At 37.9% G+C, this 24,570-nt stretch carries 21 protein-coding genes, 3 pseudogenes and 1 riboswitch; of the genes and pseudogenes, 5 read left to right on the top strand and 19 right to left on the bottom strand.

The window, feature by feature from the left end; genetic code table 11:
- Positions 1–34 precede the first annotated feature (34 nt).
- The 12 genes from ISX45_RS16800 to ISX45_RS16745 all read right to left on the bottom strand — a co-directional run bounded on the left by ISX45_RS16800 (position 35) and on the right by ISX45_RS16745 (position 13,043).
- Entirely contained in the window at positions 35–1,402 is a 1,368-nt protein-coding gene (locus ISX45_RS16800; RefSeq protein WP_194519448.1) for a HAMP domain-containing sensor histidine kinase, read from the bottom strand.
- Complete coding sequence (locus ISX45_RS16795; protein WP_194519447.1) at positions 1,399–2,067, bottom strand: response regulator transcription factor; 669 nt, start codon at positions 2,065–2,067, stop codon at positions 1,399–1,401. Before ISX45_RS16795 ends, ISX45_RS16800 begins: the two co-directional genes overlap by 4 nt.
- A gap of 282 nt (positions 2,068–2,349) precedes the next feature.
- Positions 2,350–3,060 carry a DsbA family oxidoreductase gene (locus ISX45_RS16790; RefSeq protein ID WP_194519446.1) on the bottom strand — a complete coding sequence of 237 codons (711 nt, stop codon included), beginning with the start codon at positions 3,058–3,060 and terminating at the stop codon, positions 2,350–2,352.
- Positions 3,061–3,187: 127 nt separating this feature from the next.
- Positions 3,188–3,865 (bottom strand): DUF1129 family protein, encoded by a 678-nt coding sequence (locus ISX45_RS16785; RefSeq protein ID WP_194519445.1) that lies wholly within the window; start codon positions 3,863–3,865, stop codon positions 3,188–3,190.
- A complete protein-coding gene (locus ISX45_RS16780; protein ID WP_181557032.1) occupies positions 3,855–4,193 on the bottom strand; it encodes a PadR family transcriptional regulator in 339 nt (112 codons plus the stop codon). The genes ISX45_RS16785 and ISX45_RS16780 overlap by 11 nt, the downstream gene beginning before the upstream one ends.
- A gap of 242 nt (positions 4,194–4,435) precedes the next feature.
- A complete protein-coding gene (locus tag ISX45_RS16775; protein WP_194519444.1) occupies positions 4,436–5,320 on the bottom strand; it encodes a helix-turn-helix domain-containing protein in 885 nt (294 codons plus the stop codon).
- Positions 5,321–5,523: 203 nt separating this feature from the next.
- Entirely contained in the window at positions 5,524–6,273 is a 750-nt protein-coding gene (locus ISX45_RS16770) for a MerR family transcriptional regulator (RefSeq protein WP_194519443.1), read from the bottom strand.
- A gap of 222 nt (positions 6,274–6,495) precedes the next feature.
- A complete protein-coding gene (locus tag ISX45_RS16765) occupies positions 6,496–8,064 on the bottom strand; it encodes an IS200/IS605 family accessory protein TnpB-related protein (RefSeq protein WP_194519442.1) in 1,569 nt (522 codons plus the stop codon).
- Positions 8,065–8,576: 512 nt separating this feature from the next.
- The gene (locus tag ISX45_RS16760) at positions 8,577–8,972 is read right to left on the bottom strand and encodes a DoxX family protein (RefSeq protein WP_181557029.1); all 396 of its coding nucleotides are present in this window, start codon (positions 8,970–8,972) and stop codon (positions 8,577–8,579) included.
- Positions 8,973–9,008: 36 nt separating this feature from the next.
- A complete protein-coding gene (locus tag ISX45_RS16755; protein ID WP_194519441.1) occupies positions 9,009–9,629 on the bottom strand; it encodes a nitroreductase family protein in 621 nt (206 codons plus the stop codon).
- Positions 9,630–10,900: 1,271 nt separating this feature from the next.
- Positions 10,901–12,106: a trans-sulfuration enzyme family protein gene (locus ISX45_RS16750; protein WP_181557027.1), complete on the bottom strand. Its 1,206-nt coding sequence runs from the start codon at positions 12,104–12,106 to the stop codon at positions 10,901–10,903.
- Between the two features lie 664 nt (positions 12,107–12,770).
- Positions 12,771–13,043, bottom strand: a complete 273-nt coding sequence (locus ISX45_RS16745) for a transaldolase family protein (protein WP_267240217.1) — start codon at positions 13,041–13,043, stop codon at positions 12,771–12,773.
- A gap of 374 nt (positions 13,044–13,417) precedes the next feature.
- Positions 13,418–13,537, top strand: a riboswitch (SAM riboswitch).
- Positions 13,538–13,772: 235 nt separating this feature from the next.
- Here ISX45_RS16745 and ISX45_RS16740 point away from each other — a divergent pair.
- From ISX45_RS16740 to ISX45_RS20430, 4 genes and pseudogenes are all read left to right on the top strand, one after another.
- A complete protein-coding gene (locus ISX45_RS16740; RefSeq protein ID WP_194519440.1) occupies positions 13,773–14,987 on the top strand; it encodes an acyl-CoA dehydrogenase family protein in 1,215 nt (404 codons plus the stop codon).
- Positions 14,988–15,062: 75 nt separating this feature from the next.
- Positions 15,063–15,893 (top strand): MetQ/NlpA family ABC transporter substrate-binding protein, encoded by an 831-nt coding sequence (locus tag ISX45_RS16735; protein WP_194519439.1) that lies wholly within the window; start codon positions 15,063–15,065, stop codon positions 15,891–15,893.
- A gap of 54 nt (positions 15,894–15,947) precedes the next feature.
- The gene (locus ISX45_RS16730; RefSeq protein ID WP_181557024.1) at positions 15,948–17,336 is read left to right on the top strand and encodes an LLM class flavin-dependent oxidoreductase; all 1,389 of its coding nucleotides are present in this window, start codon (positions 15,948–15,950) and stop codon (positions 17,334–17,336) included.
- Between the two features lie 514 nt (positions 17,337–17,850).
- Positions 17,851–18,157: pseudogene (locus tag ISX45_RS20430) on the top strand (transposase); the annotation flags it as partial.
- Between the two features lie 377 nt (positions 18,158–18,534).
- On the opposite strand, the gene ISX45_RS16720 reads toward ISX45_RS20430, so the two are convergent.
- A complete protein-coding gene (locus ISX45_RS16720) occupies positions 18,535–18,903 on the bottom strand; it encodes a helix-turn-helix domain-containing protein (RefSeq protein WP_194519437.1) in 369 nt (122 codons plus the stop codon).
- A 2-nt stretch (positions 18,904–18,905) separates the two neighbouring features.
- Between ISX45_RS16720 and ISX45_RS20425 the strand changes: the two are divergent.
- Positions 18,906–19,457 (top strand): annotated as a pseudogene (locus tag ISX45_RS20425) (transposase); the annotation flags it as partial.
- Between the two features lie 285 nt (positions 19,458–19,742).
- Here ISX45_RS20425 and ISX45_RS16710 read toward each other — a convergent pair.
- The 6 genes and pseudogenes from ISX45_RS16710 to ISX45_RS16695 form a co-directional block, all read right to left on the bottom strand.
- The gene (locus ISX45_RS16710; RefSeq protein ID WP_194519436.1) at positions 19,743–20,621 is read right to left on the bottom strand and encodes a hypothetical protein; all 879 of its coding nucleotides are present in this window, start codon (positions 20,619–20,621) and stop codon (positions 19,743–19,745) included.
- A 361-nt stretch (positions 20,622–20,982) separates the two neighbouring features.
- Positions 20,983–21,378 (bottom strand): hypothetical protein, encoded by a 396-nt coding sequence (locus ISX45_RS20355; RefSeq protein WP_407649665.1) that lies wholly within the window; start codon positions 21,376–21,378, stop codon positions 20,983–20,985.
- A gap of 117 nt (positions 21,379–21,495) precedes the next feature.
- The gene (locus tag ISX45_RS20350; RefSeq protein WP_407649664.1) at positions 21,496–21,831 is read right to left on the bottom strand and encodes a hypothetical protein; all 336 of its coding nucleotides are present in this window, start codon (positions 21,829–21,831) and stop codon (positions 21,496–21,498) included.
- Entirely contained in the window at positions 21,797–22,198 is a 402-nt protein-coding gene (locus ISX45_RS20345; RefSeq protein WP_407649663.1) for an IS110 family transposase, read from the bottom strand. Before ISX45_RS20345 ends, ISX45_RS20350 begins: the two co-directional genes overlap by 35 nt.
- A gap of 187 nt (positions 22,199–22,385) precedes the next feature.
- Positions 22,386–23,750 (bottom strand): carboxypeptidase-like regulatory domain-containing protein, encoded by a 1,365-nt coding sequence (locus tag ISX45_RS16700; RefSeq protein WP_194519435.1) that lies wholly within the window; start codon positions 23,748–23,750, stop codon positions 22,386–22,388.
- A gap of 434 nt (positions 23,751–24,184) precedes the next feature.
- Positions 24,185–24,556: pseudogene (locus ISX45_RS16695) on the bottom strand (N-acetyltransferase family protein); the annotation flags it as partial.
- Between the last annotated feature and the right edge of the window lie 14 nt (positions 24,557–24,570).

Below are 24,570 nucleotides of genomic sequence, written 5' to 3'. Positions count from 1 at the left end.
GATCAAATAAAAAAATAGGTAGATCCGAAAACACTTAAAACGTTCTTTCGGATCTACCCACTTTGTATCGTTTTATTTTAATTATGGTTCCCTGTTCACTTGATTTCATATCCCAGTCCAATTCCATACCCTTCACCATCATGTCAACAATCGATAAACCAATTCCTGCACCTTTTTCATTAGACTTATTTTTCATCCCTTTTCCACGATCAGAAATAACAAACGCATCGTACTCTTTAGTTGATTCTGTTTTAACTCCAATATATCGCCCTGATTTTGCATGGCGTAACACGTTTTGAAATAGATTATCTAATATACGCCCCATCCATAAAGGATCGATCATCCATTTATTTTTTTCAAAAGGATTTAACTCAACATCAATTTCAAACCCTTCTTTTTCAAAAAGTGAATACCATGAGGCTATTGATTCTCTCACAAATCGAACGACATCGATTTCTTTCGGTTCAAATTTATACTTACTAGCCATTAGTAGAGTATAAGACATCAAATTTTCGATTAACCTGTCAATATGATCAATAGAATCTTCCATCGACTTTATCGCTTGATTCCCTTCTTCAGACAACTCCTCTTTCGCTATTAAATACGTTTGAGCCCGTATTTTTGTTAAAGGTGTTCGTAAATCGTGCGATAGATTGGCAATTAATTCTCTCCGTAATTTCTCTTCTTCTTGTTCACGTTGTTTGCTTTCTCTCAATTCAAAAACCATTTGATTAAACGTTTGTTCGAGCTGACCAATTTCATCATTCTTTTTCACATCAACCTGTATTGGAAGTCCATTCACATCACGAACTTCCATTGCTTCTTGTAAATTTAATAATCTTTTTCTAATACCTTTAAAAAATAAAAAGGAGGCTAGGATAAAAAGAAAAATCATTCCTATCGTTAAGCTTAATAAAACACTTCCATACTTTTGACCATCTGGTGGCTTAAGTTGATTTCTTGGAATCTCAAAAACTATAAATCCTTGTGTTTCATCTTTTCCAACGAAGGCTATAACAGTAAAAGGATCGCCTCCATAACGTTCTTTAATAAAATGTGCTGTGGAAGTAGCTGTCCATTTTAAAGGCAGTTCTTCTTTTACATCAAATTGAGTTCGTAAGTTTCCATTACCATCTACCCAAAACATCGAGGCATCAGGATATTGTTGCTTCCACTTTTTAAAATGTTTTTGAATCGTTTCTTCAGAAACATTTCGTATTTTTCTTGCTTCATCATGCCATTTTTCTTCTATGACGTTTGGATTTAAACTGTCCTCGGGCGAAATGATATAATCTGCACCAAACATAATCAAAGCATATATTACAAAAACAATCTGGATGAGAAATATGGCTGTAACAACGATAATCATATATTTTGCAAGTAATGATCTGAAGAATTTCATTTTTTCACCCTATACCCAATTCCACGAATAGTTTCAATAATCGTTGGATTGGCTGGATCCTTTTCTATTTTTTCTCTTAAATAACGAATATGAACCATCAATGTTTTATCTCCTTCTATATATGGTTCTCCCCATACACCTTCATAAAGCTGTTCTTTCGTTAATATTTGATTTAAATGACGAAGAAAGTATTGAAATAGATAATACTGTTTCCCTGTTAATTGAATTTCCTCTCCTGTTTCTTGATTCACAATTTGTAGATCTTTCGTATGGATAGATAAATGTTGAAGTTGCAATATATCATCATTTTTATTAAACCTTCTTAACAGAACCTCGATTCGTGCTGCTAGTTCATCTGGATGAAATGGTTTGGTTAAATAATCATCCGCAAAACTGAGTCCTTCTAATTTATCTTCTACCGCAGTACGTGCAGAAAGCATTAATATAGGTAAATCCTTGTTTTCCCTTTTAATACGTTTTCCGATTGAAAATCCATCTAATCCAGGAAGCATGACATCCAAAATAACGATATCTACTGTGGAAATGTACTGATCGATCCTTTCCCCTGATTGCATCCATTTTACTTGATATCCTTTTTCCTTTAAGTTTTGTGTTACCCATTTTCCAATATCTTTTTCATCTTCTATGTACAAAATATGAACCATTTTTCTCCCCCCTCCATGTCTATATAAAAAAAACACATATTTGGAGTTACTTCCATTTTACTCCATACCATGGGTTTTTTTAAATAACCTTTTTGTAACTTAACTATCGCTTTATAATCATTATTTTATGACCTTTACATATTGCCTATCTTTTAAACAAAAAGTATCCTCATTTCGCTAAATGAAAAATCATTCTTCTTCAAAAGATAAGTTTATATATCTTATTCTGGAATCTGAAATACAGATGAAAAGTATTGCCTTTATCGCAGCTTGCCTGTTGTATTATATTCGGCAATTTCCGTTGGCACACTGGCCGCCGGCATCTTCCGGCGTTAAGCTTTTCAAAGGCGTTGCGCTGTTTTCCTCTTCCCACACTTTTTCAAGCGCCTGAAGGAAAATCCCGGTTGGCTGCGCTCCAGAAATCGCATATTTGCGGTTGATGACAAAAAACGGAACTCCGCGGATTCCTAATTGAGCAGCTTCTTCTTCATCTTTTCTCACTTCTTCGGAATAGCGGTTGCTTTCAAGAACATGTTTCACTTCTTCACGGTCCAGCCCAATATCCGAAGCCAGCTCTGCCAATACATCATGATCGCTAATATGTTTGGAATCAGTAAAATAAGCCTTTAACAACCGTTCTGTCATTTCCAGCAGCTTTCCGTGTTTATCTGCGTATTTGGCGAGACGATGCGCATCAAACGTGTTGGTCGGAAGCATCGACTCAAAACGAAATGTCAAACCAATCGCTTCCGCTTGTCTGGCAATATCTTCATTTGCCTTTTTCGCTTGCTCAATCGTGATCCCATACTTTTTCGCAATGATTTCATGAATCGTCATATCGTAACTTTTTTTCGCATTCGTGTCCAGCTCAAAGCTTCGAAAAACTACTTCTACTTGATCTTTTTGCGGAAATTGTTCCAAAGCTTTTTCTAAACGCCGCTTCCCGATATAGCAAAAAGGACAGACAAAATCAGACCAAACTTCAATCTTCATGTTCACACCTCATTTTTATCTGAAATAGATGAAAAATTCTAAACTAATTAGTTCAAATCTCCTTTCTCTATTCCCCCATTGTATCCGATCGTGCTACTAAATCCAAATAGATACACTTAACGAAAATTTATGTCGTGATTCGAAATCTTTTATTCACCCATTTAGAAACAGCTAAGATAATCAAACCTAAAATGAAAAATACAACCCCGCCAGCTTCAATCCGATACCCAAATTCAGGAACCCATCTTTGAACCAAAATGAAGCTTAAAGTGACGATAGAACCTACTAAACTTGCAATGAAAAAATCTTTTACTTTATTAGACGTTTCAAAAGCCGAACGTTTTTGCCAAAACATAATGGCAGCCACCACGAATAAGAGAATGATAGCTTCGATAAGAAAGATGATGACAGCTGTCCCAAGGTAGAAGGCATGATCCAAGTCAGTAAAAAATTCCACAATCGTTTCAATTCCACCTTTTACAAGTGCCGCCCAACCGGCTAATTGAAAAATCAAGTAACCGATAAAAAAAGCAGCACTCATTCGTTTTTCTTTCGGCAATTGGCGGATTAACTCATCACAATATTCCTTTGGATCCTCTCCGAATACTTCTTCTGCTGTCTTCCCTTTGTTTTGAGCCTCAAGCAGATGGTCCAACAGCTCCATCAACAGTTCTTCACTTTGCTGTTCAGAAAGGGTAAGATGAGAACGAATATAAATGAGCATTTTGCTATAATATTCTTCATTATGCTGATTTAATTGCTTTCGCTTTTCATTATTGAGCTGAATCAAATCTTTAGCATTCATCTTCATTCCTCCCGCGTAAAATCGTTTCGACAGGCTCTTTAATGCTTTCCCATTCCCTGATGAACTCCTGCAGCGCTTCCTTTCCCTGCTTAGTAAGACGATAATATTTCCGCTTCGGCCCAGCTGGTGAGTCGCGCATTTCCCCTTGAATGAACTTTCCCTTTTGCAATCTTAACAAAATCGGATAAATGGACCCTTCGCTGACATCATCTAATCCAAACTGCTGCAGCTTTAAAGATAGTTCATAACCATAAACATCTTCTTTATCAATAATGGATAAGATACAACCTTCCAGAATCCCTTTTAACAGTTGGCTTCGCAGTGACATATCATCATACTCCTTATATACCTTGTAATACAAGATAGCTATTGAAACAAAAACTATCTTGTATTACAAGATAGGTTCATCCTTATTATATAATGACCGTTTTACAATTTCAAGAAAATTATTCCAATTTATATCAAAACGAATTATTTTCATATTTATTATTCAACCGTTGGTATTGCCTACATATGTTCATACTGAAAAATCTTTTCATCTTTTTGATTCACGATTCACTAAATGAAAAATCACTCCTCTTCGAAAGATAAGTTTACCGGTTCATCAAGAACATCATAGGCTATTTCGAGATTTGTAGTCGGTACACTTTTATCCACTTCCTCAAACTTAAATTGATCGACCCAAACATGTCCCTTGCCAGAGAGCAGAACTCCAAAAGAGATAAGAGCGCTATTTTCCGGAACATCAAGAACGATGGAGTATAAATTCCAATTCGTATCTTTTACAATTGGCCGATCGCTCATATTATCGAATTGAAGAACATCATGCAGGACGTTATCAACTCTCATCCATAAGCTGCAAAAGCCGTTCATATTTTTCGTTTTAACAAAAGCGGAGAGCTTTACTCGTTTCCCTAAAAATTTGTCTGCTTTGAACTGTTGCATCATCGTAGCGAATTCATCGGCTGTTTGAACCGTTACAGATTTTAAATAGCCTGAGCATTTTCCTTGATGGACGACTTTCGTATCAATCCCCATTTCATAATTGAATGGATGGCTTCCGCTCAAAAACCATCCCTTCATTTTTTGCTGTTGTTTCATCTTCTTTCCTCCATTTTTATCAATAATTGAGTTCATAATTCGGCGGTATTGGCCCGGCGGCATATGATAAACTTTCTTAAAAGCTCTTGTAAAAGATTCTTGCGTTCCAAAGCGAAAATGATAAGCGATATTAATAATCGGTTCATCGGTATAAAGCAGCATACTGGCAGCGCTAGCTAGCCTTCTAATTCGCACGTAATGGCCAACTGTCATCCCAGTTTCCTTCCGAAAAATTCTAAGAAAATGGTACTTTGAGAAACCTGCGTAAAAAGCCACACTTTCCAATGTAAGAGGCTCATGCAAGTTATCCTCAATATAACTAATGGCTTTCTGTAATATTTGTTGGTAATTCACCGCCCGCACCTCCTTTGCTTATAGGGTGCTAAGAATAAAAAGGAAATATTGACTTTTTTTTGCTAAAAATTCATCTCTGCCTTTTCAACAAAACAACCGTTAATGCTCCCCTCTCTCCCAAGGCTTTAAATAAAGGTGATCCTTTTGAGCAGGAAAAAGGATATAACAACAAAAGCAGGGCAAATACCCTGCTTTTGTTCACATTAATTTTTGTTTGTATCCGCAAAGACTGCCATGGCATCGCGCATAAATTTCGCTAAGCCTTCACCAAATTGATCGATGTTTTTGGTGAAGCGTTCATCATCCACGTACATTTGCCCTAATCCTTTGAATGCTTCGAGTGAGTAATTGCCGAAGTTATTGTTCAAAAAATCATACCATTCTTTAATGGCTGCTTGCGCCTCTTCTGATTCAGGCGATCCATTACGAAGGGCCGCAAGTTTTTGATAGATCGAATTCATTGCTTTAGCCATAGCTTCTTGTTCATCTTTAGACATGCTCCCGATTTTAGCGTTTGATTTGTCGACAGCTTCATCTCCCCAGCGTTCACGAGCTTCTTGCTCGTATGGATTATGACTAAAGTCAAAGCCTTCAAATTTCTCTTTGTTCGTCATTTGAATTTCTCCTTTCATATGCTGAATGGTCTTATCAATCGTAGCAATCACTTTGTCGAGCCGCCTGCGTTTCTCAAGCAACATTTTTCGTTGCAGCACCAACGCCTCATGTCGATCAAACGAAGGACTATTGATAATTTCTTTAATTTTCTTTAAAGGGAAGCCAAGTTCTTTAAAAAATAAGATTTGTTGTAACATCTCAAGATTATCATCGGAGTAAAGACGATAGCCGGATTCGGTTATCTCATCTGGGGTTAATAACCCGATTTCATCATAATAATGCAGTGTGCGCACACTAATGCCAACTAAATCCGCAACTTCTTTCACTTTCATTGCCATCGTTTTGACCTGGTTACTAACATCTATAAAAATCGATCCACCGCGATGGAACCAGGAAACATCGCTTGCCGCTCAGGAAACACCTGAGTTCCATCAGGAAGGGATTTCCCTTGTCATTCACCTGCTGTGAAAGACAGCCCGTGGATCGCTGTTAGCGACAGCACCTGTCGTGCACCATTCCTTCCATCGGTCAGTACACGACAACGATTTTAGTAGCTAGGTCTACACCTCCTTTAGTTGAATTTGATACTGGTTCAGCCAACAACATTTGTGCAATATGTTCCATAATGACCACTCATGTTCCTCTTTGAAGTTCTCTATCTTTTTCAGCATCATACCTAGATATTGTCGTTGTTTCGTTCCGCTGTTCGATTGCTTGTAGGATTCTTCCATTGACCCTAACATGGCAATCAAATGGCGTTTCACTTTCTTTTTTATGGTGTCAATGAGTTCTTTTGGCAATCGTTCATTGTAACCTAATCCTCGTCTACCAATCACAAAAGCGGCACTTTCATGGACGGATAAACCGTATTTCTTCATATACTTAAAACGTCCGATGACACTTGTATACGCTGGATTCACCTTTTTGATGCGAAAGCCAAGCCGTAACCCCCGGCGAATGATGGTGTCAGTCAGTTTTTTCTTTTTGAAATGGTGAGTGAAGCGGTTAAATTTCTTGTCCGTATCATGTTGCTGTCTCAGTTGAATGTTTTCGATGACCACTGCCCCAACATTCTCTTGAAGCAGCCAGTTATACACATCTCGTACTGTTTCTCCAACGATGTTGTTTCGTTTATTCGCTCTTACGTATTCCAGTTCATGACAGTAAAACACTTTTGATTGGAGAAAGTTTCCTTGTTTCGAAATGATACTTACGGCGATACGGTCAATATTGATGTCAATTCCAGCGATTCGTTCCCCTTGAATCGGTTCATCGTAGGTCAGTTCTCTGCCATATACCTCTTCTTCATAGATGAGATGGACATAATATTCCCCGTTCTTGCGTTTGATTTCGACGGTATATGGTTGATATTGGATCATCGGCTTGCCTTTTGCATTCACTCCGACTTGTTCCCCCATGACGAGATTGATGATTTCATCTTCATATTTTTCAGGAACAGACACAGGTAACCTCAAGCGGGGAGCGTGTTTCCCTTTTGGTTGTCCAAGCGGATTCGCGATTTCCACATAACATTCATACGTGTTATCGTCATACACCAGGCGAATATTTAAATTTCCTTTCTTGCTTTTATCGCCTCTTGCGTACAACTGATTCGTTCGCAAATCTTTCCATTCTTCGTTCGTGATGTTTCCTTTCAAGCGCTTATAAAAGTGTTGTTTTCCGCCAAAAATCACGCTTGGAACCGTCCCTTGGTCGAGATGTCGCTGCAGCTCATCTTCTTTGGATTTCAGTTTTTCTAATCGTCGGTGTAATCCGTCTAAACACGTTTGAAGATCGATGTTCTTCGGTGTTTTTCGTCCGTATTGGTATTCATCTATTTTCTTCACTGTTTTTTCGATTTTCGCCTGCACATCCTCTAGCCGCATGGGAAGTAACTCACGTTGAGAAGTAATCAGTGATTGAGCAAGCAAGACCGCGTCTTCGGCATACCGTTTGTTGAGCGGGAATTGGTGCGGAAGGTGCTTGATGATTTCTTTTGTGTTCCTTCCCTCTAGCAAACGGTTGAATGCATATCGCTTCGCTGAACAAAAAACGCGCATCAACTCATCCAACAAACGAAGTTGTGATTCGTCATTAGAAACGATTTTCATCACCCGAACCATTTTCATCCCCTTGCCGTCCCCCTATGTTTTGATCTTCCAGAACATATATTCGCTAAATCTTCTTCATTTCCTTTTTACATGAGGAATAGGAAGATGATTTTTTAGCATAAGATCGGTGATGATTGAAAAGATGGGGAACAAACATCCATCTCTTCATGTCCAATAACAGGAGATATTTACATTATTTCATACATTTTTATAGATGTTTAATAAGCTACTTATACCTCCCTTCAATATTCACTATAAAGTATCACGTGACGTGAGGGTCAACATAAGTTTTGAAAAATATAGGTAATAAAATAAATGGGAGGGATACAGCTCCCTCCTTTCCATTCCTTTCATTCCCTGTGTACCAAGCGTATTCTCTCGATTTTCCCTTCCCGCTTCTATGCAAATAAAAAAGGACTGAAGGTAGTCAGAATTGCTTCTGATTCCCCTTCAATCCCTAAACGAGTTTTTGTAGGAAATAAATATTTTTCATTGTCTCCGTACTTGCCTTATATCTTTTTACTTCTTAACTAGAGAATTGCATCAAGCGCGTATTGTCCAGGTCCAATAAGAGCAACACCAATAGCTACAACCAATAATATTAAGTTATATTCAAATCCATTTTGCGTAATCCAGTATCCATTAGGACCATGAACTTTTACAATAGCAACAAGCATTGTAATGACAATCAAAGCGCTAGCTACTGGAGTAAGGAAACCTGCTGCGAATAGAGCTCCCCCAACAAATTCTCCTAATCCTGCTAAAAGCGCCATCGTTACGCCTGGTTTTATGCCAATCGACTCCAGCCAGCCACCTGTCCCTTTTAATCCATGACCACCAAACCAACCAAATAATTTTTGCGCCCCGTGTCCCATAAATGTTAATCCAATCACTAAGCGAATCATTAATAAACCGATATTCATCATGTTTGTATCCCTCCTAAAGATGTTTTTAAGCTATTTTTATAAATAAGTGACGAATTCAGCAACTGGTTTGCGGTACCCCCTTGGTTTTCTGCTTTGAACTTTTTCTTTTCCTAATGTAATCATCAGCACCGGCTCATACTGGTCAGAGATGTTTAATACTTGCTTTAAATGCTCCGGATCAAATCCAATCATTGGGCAGGTATCCCAACCTTTACTTTTTGCGGCCATCATAAATAACATCGCAGATAAAGAGGCGTTCCGAATGGACTCATCCCGTTGGAAAGCTTCGCCTCTGCTTTCGTAAAATGACACCGTATCTTGCACCATTTGATCGAATTCTTGTTTATTTAGAACTCCGAGCAAAAGAAGACCTTCGTAAATGCGGGCAGCTTCTCGATAGGCTTTTTTATCACCTAAAACCACAATGACAGCTGAAGCCGTAGACACTTTATGTTGTCCATAGGCTGCTTTTTTTACTTCTTCTTTTAACTCAGGATTAAGAACAACTAAATAGTTTGTGTGCTGTAAGTTAAAAGCTGATGGAGCCAGTTTGACTAGCTCAAAAATCTCATCAAGTTCTTTGGTGCTGATCGGATGATTCTCAAGAAAGTTACTTGCAGACCGGCGTTCTTTTACCAATTGTTCAAAATTCTCCATGATTATGCCCCCATTACTTCAAATTAAAATATAATGAATCCGAGATATTATACGAAAGATGACCGTTCATTTGCTTAGTGTTATACTTTTTAAAAGTTTTTTCTATCCATGCGAAAAGGCTTCGACACTCTCCCCGATCCGCTTTTTATGCTTAGGTTAGAAGAAAATTCATTAGGTTTGTACTTACATCAGTGATGCCTCGAATTATACCTTTATGTTTGATGGCTTGATCCTTCTTAATGAAAACAGCAGACTCAGTTTCATCCTTTGTTTCTATAATTATTATGTTTAATAAGCACACATAAGAACCAAACAATTTTTCGTTAGTGCATCCTTACAAAAATATCTCGGATTAAATTATCTTTAATTCGAGATAATAATACCGCAAACTCTAGTATTTTGTCAACATGAAACTCTTATAACGTTGCAGGGCCATTTCATCTCCTGATCTATCTTCATCAAACGATTTTCTCGCTTGCTCTTATGCTTTTTTCCAACATTTAAAACACAATAAAATTCGTTGATTTTTCTATTTGCGTATAGAGTCTTGCTGGCTGAAAAAAGAGAAAAAGGGAAGAAAAACAAACTCTTTTTCCGCTCATTCAACTTTTTCCCGATTTTCCTTCTCGCTTTGATTCCAATAAAAACCTTTATTATGGGCTTCTACACATTGAACCTGTTGCCAAACGAATAATGAATGCATAATAGGGCATAAAAAATCCCCCTTGGCAACCATATACACTAGCCAAAAAATACAATCCCAAGGGGTAAACACTATCATGATTCCAATTTTGTCATTGAACATACAATGTCTAGAAAAATGGATCCTCTTTTACAGGCTTTATTTCAGTATATCACTCGACTTTCTTTACCAAAAGCACTTTATGTGACAGGTCGTCCGCCTATTTCGAAAAAATCGCTGTTGAAATGTTTGCTATTTTCCATTGAGCTCTTGCGTCAGTTGGTCAACATACTCAATGTCGTATTTATGGAGTCAACAAAGCTCCGCACTTTTCTATGGTTTCACGTGTGAGTAAATGATTTCACTGGTTAAAGAATGATGACTTAGAACAGCCACGCGTATCGGTTTCATCGCTATTGATTCCATGTGCAATTATGCATAATTTTGAGCTTTCATTCTAGTTTTGCAACATCATCATTATCTCTTTAATAATCTACTAGATGTTCCTCTGCATCTTCGAAGATGTTCAATAGTATTGATGATAAATCTGATTTGCTTAGGGACATTTTCACTGATAATTAATGCGGCGTTAAACTACCTGAAGAGCCTGCAACACATCCGCTTTCAGGTCATCGATATGCTCGATGCCGACCGAGAATCTCACGAAATTGGACGGAATTCCAGCTGTCCGCATCTGCTCCTCGGTCATCACTCCTTCCCACATTGCGGCTGTATGTACCACAAGGGAATCGATTCCTCCCAGGCTCACCGCGTTAGGAGGCAGTTTCAATGCAGAAACGAACCGCTGAGTTTCTTCATATCCACCTTTAATGGCAAAGGCAATTACTGCTCCGAAACCTCGCATCTGACGTTTTGCCAACTCGTGTTGTGGATGACTAGGAAGACCGGGATAATACACCCGCTCAACCTGTGGCTGCTTTTCCAAAAACTCAGCTAAGGCTAAGGCATTGGCATTGATGCGTTCAATCCGCATCGGAAGCGTGCGCAGACCACGCAATAATAGCCACGCATCCATTGGAGAGAGAACCGAACCAATTGAAATATGCGTGTGCCAAATACGCTCAGCTAATTCCTCGCTGGTGCAGATGACACCAGCTGTCAAATCATGGTGTCCACCCAAATATTTTGTTGCGCTGTGAATAACTACATCAACTCCCAGATCGTGAGGACGCTGATTGATCGGCGATGCGAACGTGTTATCGGCTACGACGATAATTCCATGCGGGCGCGCCAACTCCACCACAGCAGCCAAATCCGTCAACACCAAAGTCGGATTAGCTGGTGTCTCCACCATGATGAGCTTTGTGTTAGGACGTATCGCTTCAGCAAAGGCATTGATGTCCGCCTGTTCGACGATAGTCACTTCAACACCAAATCGCGGTAGCATCTCATCCATGATCTTAGCAGTACTCATATAGTGCCGCGTCTGTGCAATCACATGATCTCCTGCACTGACTAGAGCTAGAATGGTCGTAGCAATTGCTCCCATCCCAGAGCCAGTGACCAATGCGGTTTCTGTTCCTTCAAGCTCAGCCATAATTTTCTTTACACGCTCATGCACTGGATTACCATAACGCGTGTAATACCGCGGATGACGAGGGGTTCCCGCCATTTCTGCGAATTCACTGGAATTATGGGCACGAAACGTAGCTGTGTAATAAATCGGCGGAGCCACTGCCCCATCATTGGTTACCCAATCATCAGCATGTACGACCAAGGTTTCGTTTCGGAGTCCTTCAAGGTTCAACTCTTCATGATTATCACGTTTGCTCATCTGCTCTCTCTCCTTTGCTTTTCTAAATACTCAACTACTAGACGATAAACACAGTTAGCTCCGATCTATACCAATCCATCTTCGTGGCAAAGAATTTAGCGTCAACCGAAATGTTCCGCTTTTTGCAAGATTTCTACACTTTTTCTCAGAATACGTAATGAAATAATCGATGAAAATATAAAGAAACTCATCTTTGATTTAAATAATGGTAAAAATCTACTCTACCATTATCTCACGGTAACTTTATGGTAGCCATTCTTATAAGTATAAAGCTTCAATCACCCCGATTTACTTGAATGAACTCTCACATCACTCCCAAGAATTCTCTCGACTTATACATATACAAGTACTAGCTAGTATTTTGGTCGGTACGGATTTCTCTTTTAATTGACAGAACTTTTTTTCATTTCGTAACTTAATAGATATTATATAATTTTTTTAAAAAAAGTAAATCGGTAGTTCTATATAAATTCAGTTTGAAATTCCGACATGTTTAACCGACACTGATCCTTGTCTATACTGCTCTACACAAGTAAATCAAGGAGCGGATGAATCATGAAGAAAAAAGGATGACAAATGACGAACAACCACAGTTGGATCACCGCTAGAAACGCAGAATGAAAAATGCGAACATAGGAAAACGGAGTGAAAAGATGCACCTGCACTAGCCGCAATATAAGCTTGAAAAGATGTATAAACCGTTGTCGTTAATGTATCGATCTTTTTCCTTTAATATTTTAGTTGTTTTAATACCTTCATCAGTAACCGGAATTTTAATGATAACTTTTCCAGTAATTTGTTCAATTATATATTCTGCCTCAGCCACTACTTCTTCAGCCTTATCGCCAAGAGCTTGAACAAACAGTTCTTTTTCATTACCTAAAATAGTTCGAATTTCTTTTAACAAATCTAAATAAGTTTGATTTTCTTTGGCTATAATTGAAGCATTAGTAGTAACACCCGAAGTCGGAAAATATTCACATAAACGTGAATTTGTTTTGTATTTGCAGAATCAATATATAATCTCATTCTAACCACCCCTATAAAATACTATGGACTACTTTATGTTTGATACTTCATCATAAAAACTGATTTTGTCTTCTGAAGAACAGCTATTTTGCAATGAAATCAACAAACTTGATTGGGAGCTATAGAGCTTCAATAGTTAATTGACATTCAGGAAGATTATCCGGAAGAAAGAATCAAACAAACAATCAACTGACCAAAAAGTAAATAAAATAAAAAAACATTGACATAATATTTATTCATCTATATACTGTTAGATAAAACTCTGAATATTAAGTTAATTTTCTCTTATCGAGAGTGGTGGAGGGACTAGGCCCAAAGAAGCCCGGCAACCTTCAAGCAAAATTGCTTGACAAGGTGCTAAATCCTACAAGTCATCTGATATGATGACTTGAAAGATGAGAGGTCAGCGCTATAAAGTTACCCTCTTCATCGGAAGAGGGTTATCTATTTGCTCATTTTTTAAATCTATATGAGATAACAGCGCCTTTAATCCTAGTATTCATATAGAATTTATAAAATTAAATTATAAGGATAGGAGGACAAAATGATAAAAAGAGTAGATTCTTGAATGCATGTAGATGTTTTACAAAAAATTCTTTGATACGCCTATAAAAAATACCAGAAAGGAGAAATCATTTTGAGCATTGTAAGTAAAAAAACTTACCCCTCTTATTTATCTGATGAGTTATCAAGAAAATTTGTACAAAATGAACGCCAAGAATTTCTTTTACATCAAGCATCAGAGCTTGCTGAACGATTTTACGAAAAAGCTGACAATATAGACAAAGAAGGAAGGTTTCCATTTGAAAATTTTCAAAAGCTAAAAGATTGTAATTACCAATCACTTACTGTTCCTAAGCAATATGGTGGAGAAGAAATTTCACTGTATGAATTTCTTCTTATGCAAGAGCGATTAAGTCAGGGAGATGCTTCCACAGCTTTATGCATCGGTTGGCATCTTGGCGTTATTTATGATCTAAGGGAAAGACAAACATGGGATAGCGAAAAATTTAAGTGGCTGTGTCATGAAATTGTACAAAATAAAGTGCTAATTAATCGATTGGCAACAGAGAATGGAACGGGAAGTCCTACAAGAGGCGGAAAACCTGAAACGGTAGCGATCAAAAGAAATGGCAAATGGGTGATTACAGGAAGGAAATCCTTTTCATCTATGGCAATAGCTCTTGATTATTCATTAGTTACAGCCACCATTCAAGAATCGGGGAAAGTCGGATCTTTTTTAGTTGACCATCGCCTTAATGGGGTTAAAGTCGAAGAAAATTGGGATATGATTGGAATGCGAGGCACGCGGAGTGATGATCTTGTACTGGATCAAGTGGAATTACCAGAAGATTCACTGGTGGAATTGGATCAATTGGAATCATCGAAAGGCAATATAGGGAGGGCATGGTTGCTTCATGTTCCAGCATGCTTTCTTGGGATTGCGATTGCAGCTAGAAATTATGCCATTTCCTTTGCTTCTGAATATCAACCGAATAGTCTGTCTAGCCCAATCAAAGATGTTCCAGAGGTTCAAAGAAAAATTGGCGAGATGGATTTAGAGCTATTAAAAGCAAGACATACTCTTTATTTTGTCGCACATCGGTGGGATACATACCCAGAAAAACGCATGGAAATGAGTGGAGAATTAGCGGCAGCTAAACATATTGCCGTAAACAGTGCCAATAAAGTCGTTGATTTAGCGATGAGAATCGTAGGAGCTAGAAGTCTACAAAAATCTAACCCACTGCAACGATACTATAGAGATGTTAGAGCTGGAATCCATAATCCGCCAATGGATGATACCGTTATTTCTTTACTCGCAAAACAAGCATTACAAAATTTCAATTAAATCTATTGTTTTTAGTAAGACATTTATGTAAAACAAGATTTTCCATTTTGCACTACACATTTAGGGGGAAGAGCAATGAAAGCATATAAAATACCATTTTTGTTTATTGCGCTAGTATTTCTTATATTGTCAGGATGCTCAAGCTTGACTCAAAAAGCAAATAGTTCAGTGACTAAGACAATTAAACTTGGAGCAACTGCTGGACCGTATAGTGATCAAATAAAGCAAGCTATAAAGCCTTATCTCGAGAAAAAAGGATATAAAGTGGAAATAGTTGAATTCAACGATTATGTTCAACCTAATATCTCTTTAGACCAAGGTGCAATAGACGCAAATGTATTTCAAAATGAAATTTATATGAAGAACTTTGCAAAAACCCGACATATGGAGCTTTATGAAGTTATTAAAGTCCCAACCGCGCCTATCGGAGTATACTCCAAAAAACATAAATCATTAGACGAGATCAAGGATGGAACGACAATAGCTTTATCTAATGAGCCGGTAAATCAGGCACGAGCTCTTGCTATGCTTGAACAACTTGGATTGATTCAACTAAAAAAAGGAATTGATCCGACAAAAGTATCAGAAAAGGATATTCAAAAATATAATAAAAAAATTGTTCTAAAACCTTTAGAACCAGCACAGCTTCCACGAGCTCTTGGGGATGTTGATTACTCTTTTATCAATGGGAATTTTGCTATCTCATCTGGATTAAAATTGAAAGATGCAGTCGCATTAGAAAAGACGCCTTCTTACTATTTAAATGGGGTTACAGTACGAAAAAAGGATAAAAACGCTAAGTTTGTAAAAGATATCATTGCAGCTTATAAATCAAAGGAATTTAAAAAATTAATTAAAGAGGATGAAGAATATAAAGGTTATGTATGGCCTGATTGGTTTAAATAAATGCAAAAACAGTTCTTTATTCCATAATTTTTAACAAAATGGGAGGAAGAGAGTGTGGCAAAACAAATTATTTTAAATGCGTTTGAAATGGCAAGTGCTATGCATAATTCACATGGATTATGGAAACATCCTGAAAGCAAGAGACAAAGAGGATATAAAGATATCGATTATTGGATTAAGATGGCAAAGCTTTTGGAACGTGGTAAGTTTGATGCGGTCTTTTTTGCGGATGTACTAGGAGTATATGATACATATCGTCAAAGTAAAGCTCCTTCTATACGTGACGGCCTTCAGTTTCCAGTGAATGATGCGGCGTTCGTTATTCCTATTATGGCAAGTGTTACGAAACATTTGTCCTTTGCTTTAACAGTTAGTACTACTTACGAACATCCCTTTAGTACCGCAAGACGTTTTTCTACTCTTGACCATTTGACGAAAGGAAGAATTGCTTGGAATGTTGTCACTTCTTATTTACCAAATGCCGCGAAAAATTTTGGTCTTCAAGAAATGATCAAGCATGACCAACGTTACGATATTGCAGACGAATTCCTAGAAGTTACATATAAACTTTGGGAAGGTAGCTGGGAAGAGAATGCATTCATTGAAGATAAACAGAGTGGTACATTAATTGATCCAGACAAAGTACATGAAATAAATCATTCAGGAAAGTTTTTTTCCGTCGAAGGCCCGCATCTTTGTGAACCATCTCCACAACGTACACCGGTAATCTATCAAGCAGGTACTTCAGAAAGAGGCAGAGAATTCGCAGCTAAGCATGCTGAGTGTGTTTTTGTTGGTGGCCCTACACCAGAAAGAATTAAATACTATACAAATGACATAAAAAGACGTGCTGAAAAGTATGGCCGTAACCCAGATAATATCAAAGTATTTGCTTTTTTAACGGTTATTGTTGGAAAGACAACGGAAGAAGCAGAACAAAAATTTACAGAATTAAATCATTTGTGGAGTCCAGATGCTTCAAAAGCTCAATTTGGTGGAGCAAGTGGCTACGATCTAGCAGAATACGAAAAAAAGGATTTAAATGATCCTTTTGAATTTAAAAATACAGAGCACGGTCATTATAAGGCAGCTTCTCTTACGAAAGATGCATCTAAAAAACTTTCGATAGGTGAAGCACTTAAAAAACTTGAACAATTAGATCGGGAGTCTATCATTGTAGGAAATCCAGAAGAAGTAGCAGATGCCATTCAATATCGATTTGAAGCTTCAGGTGTGGATGGATTTAATCTTAATCATCTTGTTACACCTTCTAGCCTAGAGGATTTTATTGAATTGGTTGTTCCTATACTTCAAAAAAGAGGCTTATATAAGACTGAATACAAACAAGGAACGTTAAGAGAAAAGCTATTTAATCATGGCAGCAGATTATTACCAGAAGATCATCCAGGTAGTGCTTATCGTATGAAATCATTTGTTTTGTAGTGTTTGTAAAAAGGGCAATATCAAAGATGATATAATACCTCTAAAGTAGACGCAAAAATAAAGATAACCCTAATGGTTATGTTAGAATCACATTATGTCTACTTCGGAGGTATGTTTTATGGAACCAAAATTATATCATCATAGTTTTACTATTCCTTTGAGCTAAAAATTCAAGCAATTTAACTATATATTACTCTGGATATTCACGTACTGAAATGGCAGGAATGTTGAAAAGAGGATGATCAATGAATGGATGATTATGACTTTTTACGATTTACGTCTTGATAAGATAATACAACTAAAGCTACAAATATTAAATTTTATCAATGTAATAGCAACTTTCTCAAAATATTGCTATTATTTATTTTTTATATCGGATACAAAAAGATAAATTTTAACAGTCAACAAACAAATTACTATCATAAATAATTGAATTTATTTATTCATCAATCGGTTGCTTTCGTTTAATAAATAAGTTCCAAGATTGGAAGCTTTGCCTTCTTATCGCAACTAGCGTCAATTGATCAAATTAGTGGGCATGATGCTCAGGGAAAAACCTCCGGCCAGCACAAAGGACAAAAACGGAGCCCCAAAACGAGGACGAAAACGGCTGTGCGCCCTGCTGTTCCGGGCGATAATGCCCCTGATCTGACACAATGAAGCGTTTCGTACGTTGCATGAGTACTATACGACCTAGGCGGTGAATCCGCTTCGCAAAGAAGCAGTCGATCGTGGTGTCATGCGGCAAACTGTTGAAAGTGTTGTTTACGATTGGTACGAAGCAACAGGTGTTTGATGGGAAACGAATGATGCAAGACGTCCAAGATCAGATAGCTTATCGCCTGCCTCCTAGCGTAAAACAAACTAGAAACATAATGGGCGGGATGGCACCAGTAACGAAAAAAGAGGCCACACTTTCAACACCTATTCCGAAGATCTGAATGGGAAGTTCATTTCTCTCTTATAACTAGTCATATAATCTACATTAACCGACTTGGCTTCCCCAAGCCGTCCGAAGAGAGCAAGACCCTTTACGCGCCTATAATGGGGTGAGGCAAAGGAAGGAGCGTACTTGGGAAGGAGGTAAAAAAATAAAACGCATTTTTTGGACTGTTGCATTAAAAAGTGCAACGGCCTAAAAATGCGCCAAGGTAAACTTTTTTCAATTCTTCACGGTATATAACTATTGGTTTATAAATCAATATAGGAAGTCCATTAAGTTTTCATATTCTCTTAGTTTGGATAGCGTCCGATTTTCGATGATGTCATATACTTTTTGACGACTTGGATCCCCAACGACACATTGATATTTTCCTCTTTCTGTTGTCCCTTTAAATTCATCAATCGCTAAAATTGTTGGAAGGGATTGATTCGTATAAGAATAGTGCTGATCAAATAATCGAATGACAGTAGAATGCCCTAATCCGGTTTCGTAAGCGACTTGTTTAAAATGCATGTCTCTTACCTTGATTAGTAAGTTTTGAAGTAATCTTTTGGTTATACGTTGATAATTATCAAGAAAGCTATAGGATTCATAAAGAGCGAATTTTTCGAATGACTGAAACATCGGACTTGATCATCTCGGATCAACACGGCGGGCTGGTACAGGCCATGGAGAAGCATTTCCAAGGAACGACATGGCAAGCGATGCCAAACGCACTTTATTCACAATATCCTCGATGCCGCACCAAAGTATATGGAGGATGCCTTGCTTGAGGAGATCCACGAAGTTCTTCATGCACCCAATAAGCAAACGACCCGACTGTTATTGAAACAAAGTGCTGGCCAAATGGATAGATGGGCGCCAAAAGCCTTGCAAATCCTCGAAGACGCCACACTATATTGGGCGATCCGGACCGTTATCGGCGTCACTTGCGCACGACCAATGGGGTGGAACGGCTGAACAAAGACATTGGCCGTAGAGAACGGACAATCCGCATCTTTCCAAATTGGGAATCGGTGTATCGCCTCGTTGGTGCTGTGTTGATCGAAATCGACGAAAAATGGATGTCGGGACATAAATACTTGGATATGTCCGAATATTGGCAGTGGCAAAAAACGAAAGAGCAAGGAACCCGGTCGATAAATCAAGAAGCTTCGGCGATGAAAAGAGTAGGATAACCTCTTCGCTATGTTAAGGAGGACATGTAATGCCGGAGCGAAGCGAGGATCTGCCGGGAAAGCCCCTTGGATCATTTTCCGGGAAGACGACCAGTAGGGAGACTTGCCGGATTTACCTACCATGCGCCAAGTCATCAGGTCCATGTTTTCTATCAAAGAGGAATTTACACAATCATTTGGACTTGATCCTGAAATTAACACGAAAAAAAGGGAGTATTCGGTTTTTTTAAAACCAAAACTCCCTTTCGATCTGTTTTATTACGCTAACTGACTCTCCAACCCCCATTATATTTTCATATCAATCCTAGATTGTGAATCAATTGAAACCCTATACGGTTCAAACGTCTGAAATTGACTGACAAAATCATTCCAATCCTCTCTTAGCATGTTAATAGTCTTGTCCACATCTGCCTCGGAGAATTTATTCCAGTATTTTCCTAGTTTACCTTTCTCAATTTCTTTATATCCCCTCATAATTTTTTCATATCCGATTTGAAAAGAGGAATTTGTGTTTAAACCGGAAAATAACTGGCTTAATTGTTGTTGTGAGACTTGATCCGCGTGATTGCCATTTTGTATTTCTTCTATGGCATTTTTCATTTGATTGGCTATTTCACTGTACGGGCCGCCTTTTCCCTTAAACCGATCATAAATAATTTGATAGGTTTCCAATGATGCATTCACAATCTGTTTTAATTTATCACTCGTGTACTGTTTTGTTATCGCCTTCAGTTGATCCTTTATAGAACCACTCGCGACGTTATCAGCTATAAGATTCAACTTTTCTTGAGTCTGTAGATAATACATGCTGGCCTTATCACTTGTCCAACTTGAAAAGTAATCTCCATTATATTTTAATGCTGCTTTTACTAATCCAGATAGTTGATTTTTTTCTTCTTCAGATACCCCTTCTAGATTTTCAAAAAATGATGAGAAATACTGGTCGTAATCGGAGTTTTGCTGTTCCTCACCCTTCACTTCAGTAACTTTTATCCTTTGATTAGATGTTGTTACATTACCGATGACATCAGAAAGTGTCAGTTTATCCAACGTTATACTTGATGCATTCTTGATCTTGACCGATAGTGCTGTTTGATTCAATGGGATACGCTGAACATTTTTAAAATTTAAAGTATGATAATTGAAACTAACGGAATTGTTCAAGATTTCATCACTCCCTCTATAAACGTTGATATATCAATGGTTGTAGCCGTTTTAGGGGTGTCAAAAAAATGTTTTCGACACAGTTTCTAACATTATTTCCTAAATATATATATATTACATTGAATGGGTACGCTTCGCGACCACTACTAATTAAATTTAGTTGTAGTGGGGAGGAAGCGTATGGGATGCACCTTGGATCTCTGCATCACTTATGATGACGGACCGTTCCATGTTTCTTGGCATCAGTGTGTCTATATCCCTTCGTTCGGTCTAGTCATCAGATAGAGGCCGGCAAGCTCTTTTAGGGGCCTAAAGTCGAACGTTGAATATCGTGACAGCTTCTCCGTGTCATCCTTATTGTCTAGGGAATCGCAAGGCATGCAGGCATCAAGCTGGCGTTTCGAGACCAAAGATGTCCCGCATCATTCGCTTCGCATCGAACGCTTGGTGCTTCGTACACACCGCGTGCAGTACCTTTCAGTAATTTCCCACATAACACCACAATGGATTGCTTCTTGCGCAATGGGTTTATCAGGTCGTATCGTGTAATAAGCTGGCAAAACGCTTCGTTATGACGTATCATCGACATCATGGTACGGAAGAGGAGAGCGCAATTGCCTCCTTCCACGCTTCGAGATCCGTTTCTGCCCTTTGTGTTGGCCGGAGGATGTTTCCGCAGTGTCAGGCCCGCTAATTTGACGAGTTGCCGCGGAGCCTGATAATGCAAGAAACTCCCGATCTCTGATAGCAGTTCCACGATGGTCGCATCCCCCAAACCCGGAACCGTTTTGAGCCATTCGTATTCCACAGATGTTTGCGCAAGTTCAATCAGTTGTTCTGTCAGTGCCTCGATTTCTTCTTCCAGTTGGCGATATCAGCGGACAAGCGTGGCAATTTCGATACGGGCCAGCCGTTGTCCTTCCGTTACGCCAATGGAGTGTTGGGCTAGTTCCATGAGCTTCTTCGCTTTCGGCTTTTGAGGGGATTGTAATCCCTCGCTTTGCCGATAAAGGGCCAGCACTTCTTCAATCTCTTTCCCTGCCAGATCCGATGGAAACGGCGTCTGTTCCAACACAGCGAGCACCATTTTTCCGAAAGACGGAAAGACTTGCGTAAATTCCGGAAATACCGATCGAGCCAGCGAATCATTTGATTCTGAACCGCCTTCTGCTCTTTCACGAGTTTCGATCGAAACGTCGCCCTTGCACACAGCTCAGCCTCCATCCCTTTGAGAATACGTGGGTAGCTGAATCATCTGTTACTAACCGGGCAATGACGAGCGCATCTTTGACGTCATGCTTAGTTAGAAGGTTGTCGTCCAGCTCTTTGGGGCGCTTCACGTGCATCGGGTTCGTCATCACAAGAGGAATCCCCTTTTCTTCAAGGAAATAGGCGAGGTTCAGCCAATAGTATCCTGTTGGCTCGATGCCAACGATCACTTCGGTTTTTCCGAATTCCTCCATCGCTTTCATGACACACTGGTATAACTGTTCAAATCCTTCTCTGGATTGTGGAACGGGAAACGACTTTCCCCCCCCTCGCTCATCCACAAAGCAAGCATAATGCTTTTTTCGCAATATCCATGCCAACAATCAGCGTTTGATCGGTGACTTAATTAATCTTCTTGTTTGAGATAGAATCCATGATAACCCTCCTTGGTATTCAAATTAGGGGGGCAATTCATCAGATTGACACTCCCGAATCATACCAAGAGGGCTTTTTTATTCAAGTTCCCAAAAAAGCTTCTAACAGGAATGCTCCTATTTAGTGTGGCCTATATATTGAATAAGCAAAATGGTATAACGAGTCTTCGTTTGAATTTAAGATTTGCCCATTAGATAGAAAAACAAGTGGTATTATATCAAAATAGTGGTAGCTCGCATAGTTAGCATAACTAAAATTACCTACTGCTGGTGGTATAGATGTAAATGAAATAGTGAAATAACCATTACGATCAGTAGTACTTGATGCATAATAAACTTCATTATTTAATGCTGTAGTTATTCTTGCCTCAACATTTGCATATGGCACGGATAATCCATTTTCATCCAAAAGTTGACCTTCAATATTCATAAAATTTTGTATTCTCCACTTATAACCATAACCATAATTTATATAACCTTCTACATTATCATTCGTATCAATATTTGAAACTACAACAGATGTTGCTTTTCCTGCCTTTTCTCGAATATCTAGCGTATATTCTTGATTGGGGTCAAAATCCCAAGATCTCGATTGTACTCTTAATAAATAAGTTCCGGCGGGAAAAACTATTGAATAATTAGTATTATCTTCAAGGCCAGCTAAAGGATTTAATGAGAGGTCAAAAATATCAAGTTGGTAATCTATAGATGTTGGATTATTTAAATTCACGGTAAGCGTTTTCTCTGTATCAACCTGAAGTATTACCCAGTCCATATCATAGCTATTATCTATCGTTTTGTTTTGATAGATATTATTCATGTAGGCTGAAGCCTGATAAATATTATCGTCCGGTTCATATTGATCGTATGATGAAGAACGTTCCACCAAAAAGGCAAAAGGTGAATCTGGATCGGAACCAGAAACAGAGTTGACTACCATGTAATAGGTACCTTCTTCACCTATTAGACTCAGTTGCTCATTTAATCCTGCATTATAAGTCGAATTAGCTACTTCGTCTAAGGTCATTGTATCTTCATTTAGTTTAAAAAGATGTAAGTCATAATCAACAGAAGACGACTGAACTGTTTGCAAAATAACCGTCAATTTTCCGGAAGTTTCATTAGTAAAGTGATACCATTTTTGTTGTCCATCTTTTGTTATATAGTCTGTATAAATATTACCGATTTCAATACCTGCTGCATTGTTTGGAGAATCATTCAATGCTTGTATAGCTGCATTCGATGATACACTGTTATTGCTTTTAGCTGCTGCGAGATTCTTTTTTAACACCGGCCGAGTTTTATTTTCTAATACTTTAATATTCCCTTCCGGATTTTTATAATCCTTTTTTTGGTTCTTTTTTTCTAGCGAACCATTAAATGTTACCTTTGACATGTCCGTGTTTTCAGAAGCATTAGCAGAACTGAATATTCCAATTAATGGTAATAAAAACACAACAAGCAACGAAACAATAATTTTTTTCATTTCAAACACCCTCCTTTTTTTAGAAATGTCAATTTATTTCATCTATATATATCGGATTTTTTTCACGATTATTAAGGACATTTCATAATTTTTTCAAATATTCTTGTCTGTTCCATTAAACGCAATTCATGGGTTTTTTGCATCAGTATAAAAATAGGCTATCCCAAAGAGGTCGAGTAATTGTAGCTTTAAAATAAAGTATGAGCAAAAACACTTCGTAAGCTCACATTTTACGATAAATAAAAAGAATCCATTTTGAAAAAAGATTGATCAAAATGGATTCTTCTCCAGCAGATTCAAGATTAGTTTTTATAAAAAAGTTTGATTATTTTTTCTTATGTTTCTCAACAATCGCGCCCTTTAATGGAATAAAACTGGGCTTCTATTTGCTGGTTTAGTTCAATACATTTTAAAATTTTATCGCCCTCTAACTACTATTCATTAAACCTTCCCATTAAAATGGTATTATAGTAATTACCGTCTGATAGAACTCTGTCCTTTTTTAAAATCCCCTCTACTTCAAACCCATATTTTTTATATAGCTTTATAGCTTTGTCATTGGTTTCGAGTACACTTAAGTTTATTTTTTTAATTCCATTTGAGTCAGCCCAATGAATCGATTCTTTTAGAAGATTTTTTCCTATTCCATATCCCCAATATTCTTTTAATACACAAACACCAAATTCGGCTTTATGAGAAAATCTTTTTAATTTGTTTCTTTCACATCTAGAAAAACCTACTATCCTCTTATCAACTTCCGCAACTAAAAATAAGTTGCTACTTTCTGCATCATCTTTTATTAATTGGATGGTGTTGCAAA

The organism is Thermaerobacillus caldiproteolyticus (assembly GCF_015326725.1).
GTDB lineage: Bacteria > Bacillota > Bacilli > Bacillales > Anoxybacillaceae > Thermaerobacillus > Thermaerobacillus caldiproteolyticus.
This window is presented reverse-complemented; position numbering and strand designations above follow the sequence as displayed.

What these genes read in the sequence shown, in the direction of transcription:
- ISX45_RS16785 (WP_194519445.1), bottom strand. Translation starts at nt 3,865, where the DNA reads ATGAATGCTAAAGATTTGATTCAGCTCAATAATGAAAAGCGAAAGCAA.
- ISX45_RS16700 (WP_194519435.1), bottom strand. Translation starts at nt 23,750, where the DNA reads ATGAAAAAAATTATTGTTTCGTTGCTTGTTGTGTTTTTATTACCATTA.
- ISX45_RS16800 (WP_194519448.1), bottom strand. Translation starts at nt 1,402, where the DNA reads ATGAAATTCTTCAGATCATTACTTGCAAAATATATGATTATCGTTGTT.
- ISX45_RS16735 (WP_194519439.1), top strand. Translation starts at nt 15,063, where the DNA reads ATGAAAGCATATAAAATACCATTTTTGTTTATTGCGCTAGTATTTCTT.
- ISX45_RS16750 (WP_181557027.1), bottom strand. Translation starts at nt 12,106, where the DNA reads ATGAGCAAACGTGATAATCATGAAGAGTTGAACCTTGAAGGACTCCGA.
- ISX45_RS16790 (WP_194519446.1), bottom strand. Translation starts at nt 3,060, where the DNA reads ATGAAGATTGAAGTTTGGTCTGATTTTGTCTGTCCTTTTTGCTATATC.
- ISX45_RS16720 (WP_194519437.1), bottom strand. Translation starts at nt 18,903, where the DNA reads ATGTTTCAGTCATTCGAAAAATTCGCTCTTTATGAATCCTATAGCTTT.
- ISX45_RS16765 (WP_194519442.1), bottom strand. Translation starts at nt 8,064, where the DNA reads ATGAAAATGGTTCGGGTGATGAAAATCGTTTCTAATGACGAATCACAA.
- ISX45_RS16760 (WP_181557029.1), bottom strand. Translation starts at nt 8,972, where the DNA reads ATGATGAATATCGGTTTATTAATGATTCGCTTAGTGATTGGATTAACA.
- ISX45_RS16780 (WP_181557032.1), bottom strand. Translation starts at nt 4,193, where the DNA reads ATGTCACTGCGAAGCCAACTGTTAAAAGGGATTCTGGAAGGTTGTATC.
- ISX45_RS16755 (WP_194519441.1), bottom strand. Translation starts at nt 9,629, where the DNA reads ATGGAGAATTTTGAACAATTGGTAAAAGAACGCCGGTCTGCAAGTAAC.
- ISX45_RS16770 (WP_194519443.1), bottom strand. Translation starts at nt 6,273, where the DNA reads ATGGCAATGAAAGTGAAAGAAGTTGCGGATTTAGTTGGCATTAGTGTG.
- ISX45_RS16795 (WP_194519447.1), bottom strand. Translation starts at nt 2,067, where the DNA reads ATGGTTCATATTTTGTACATAGAAGATGAAAAAGATATTGGAAAATGG.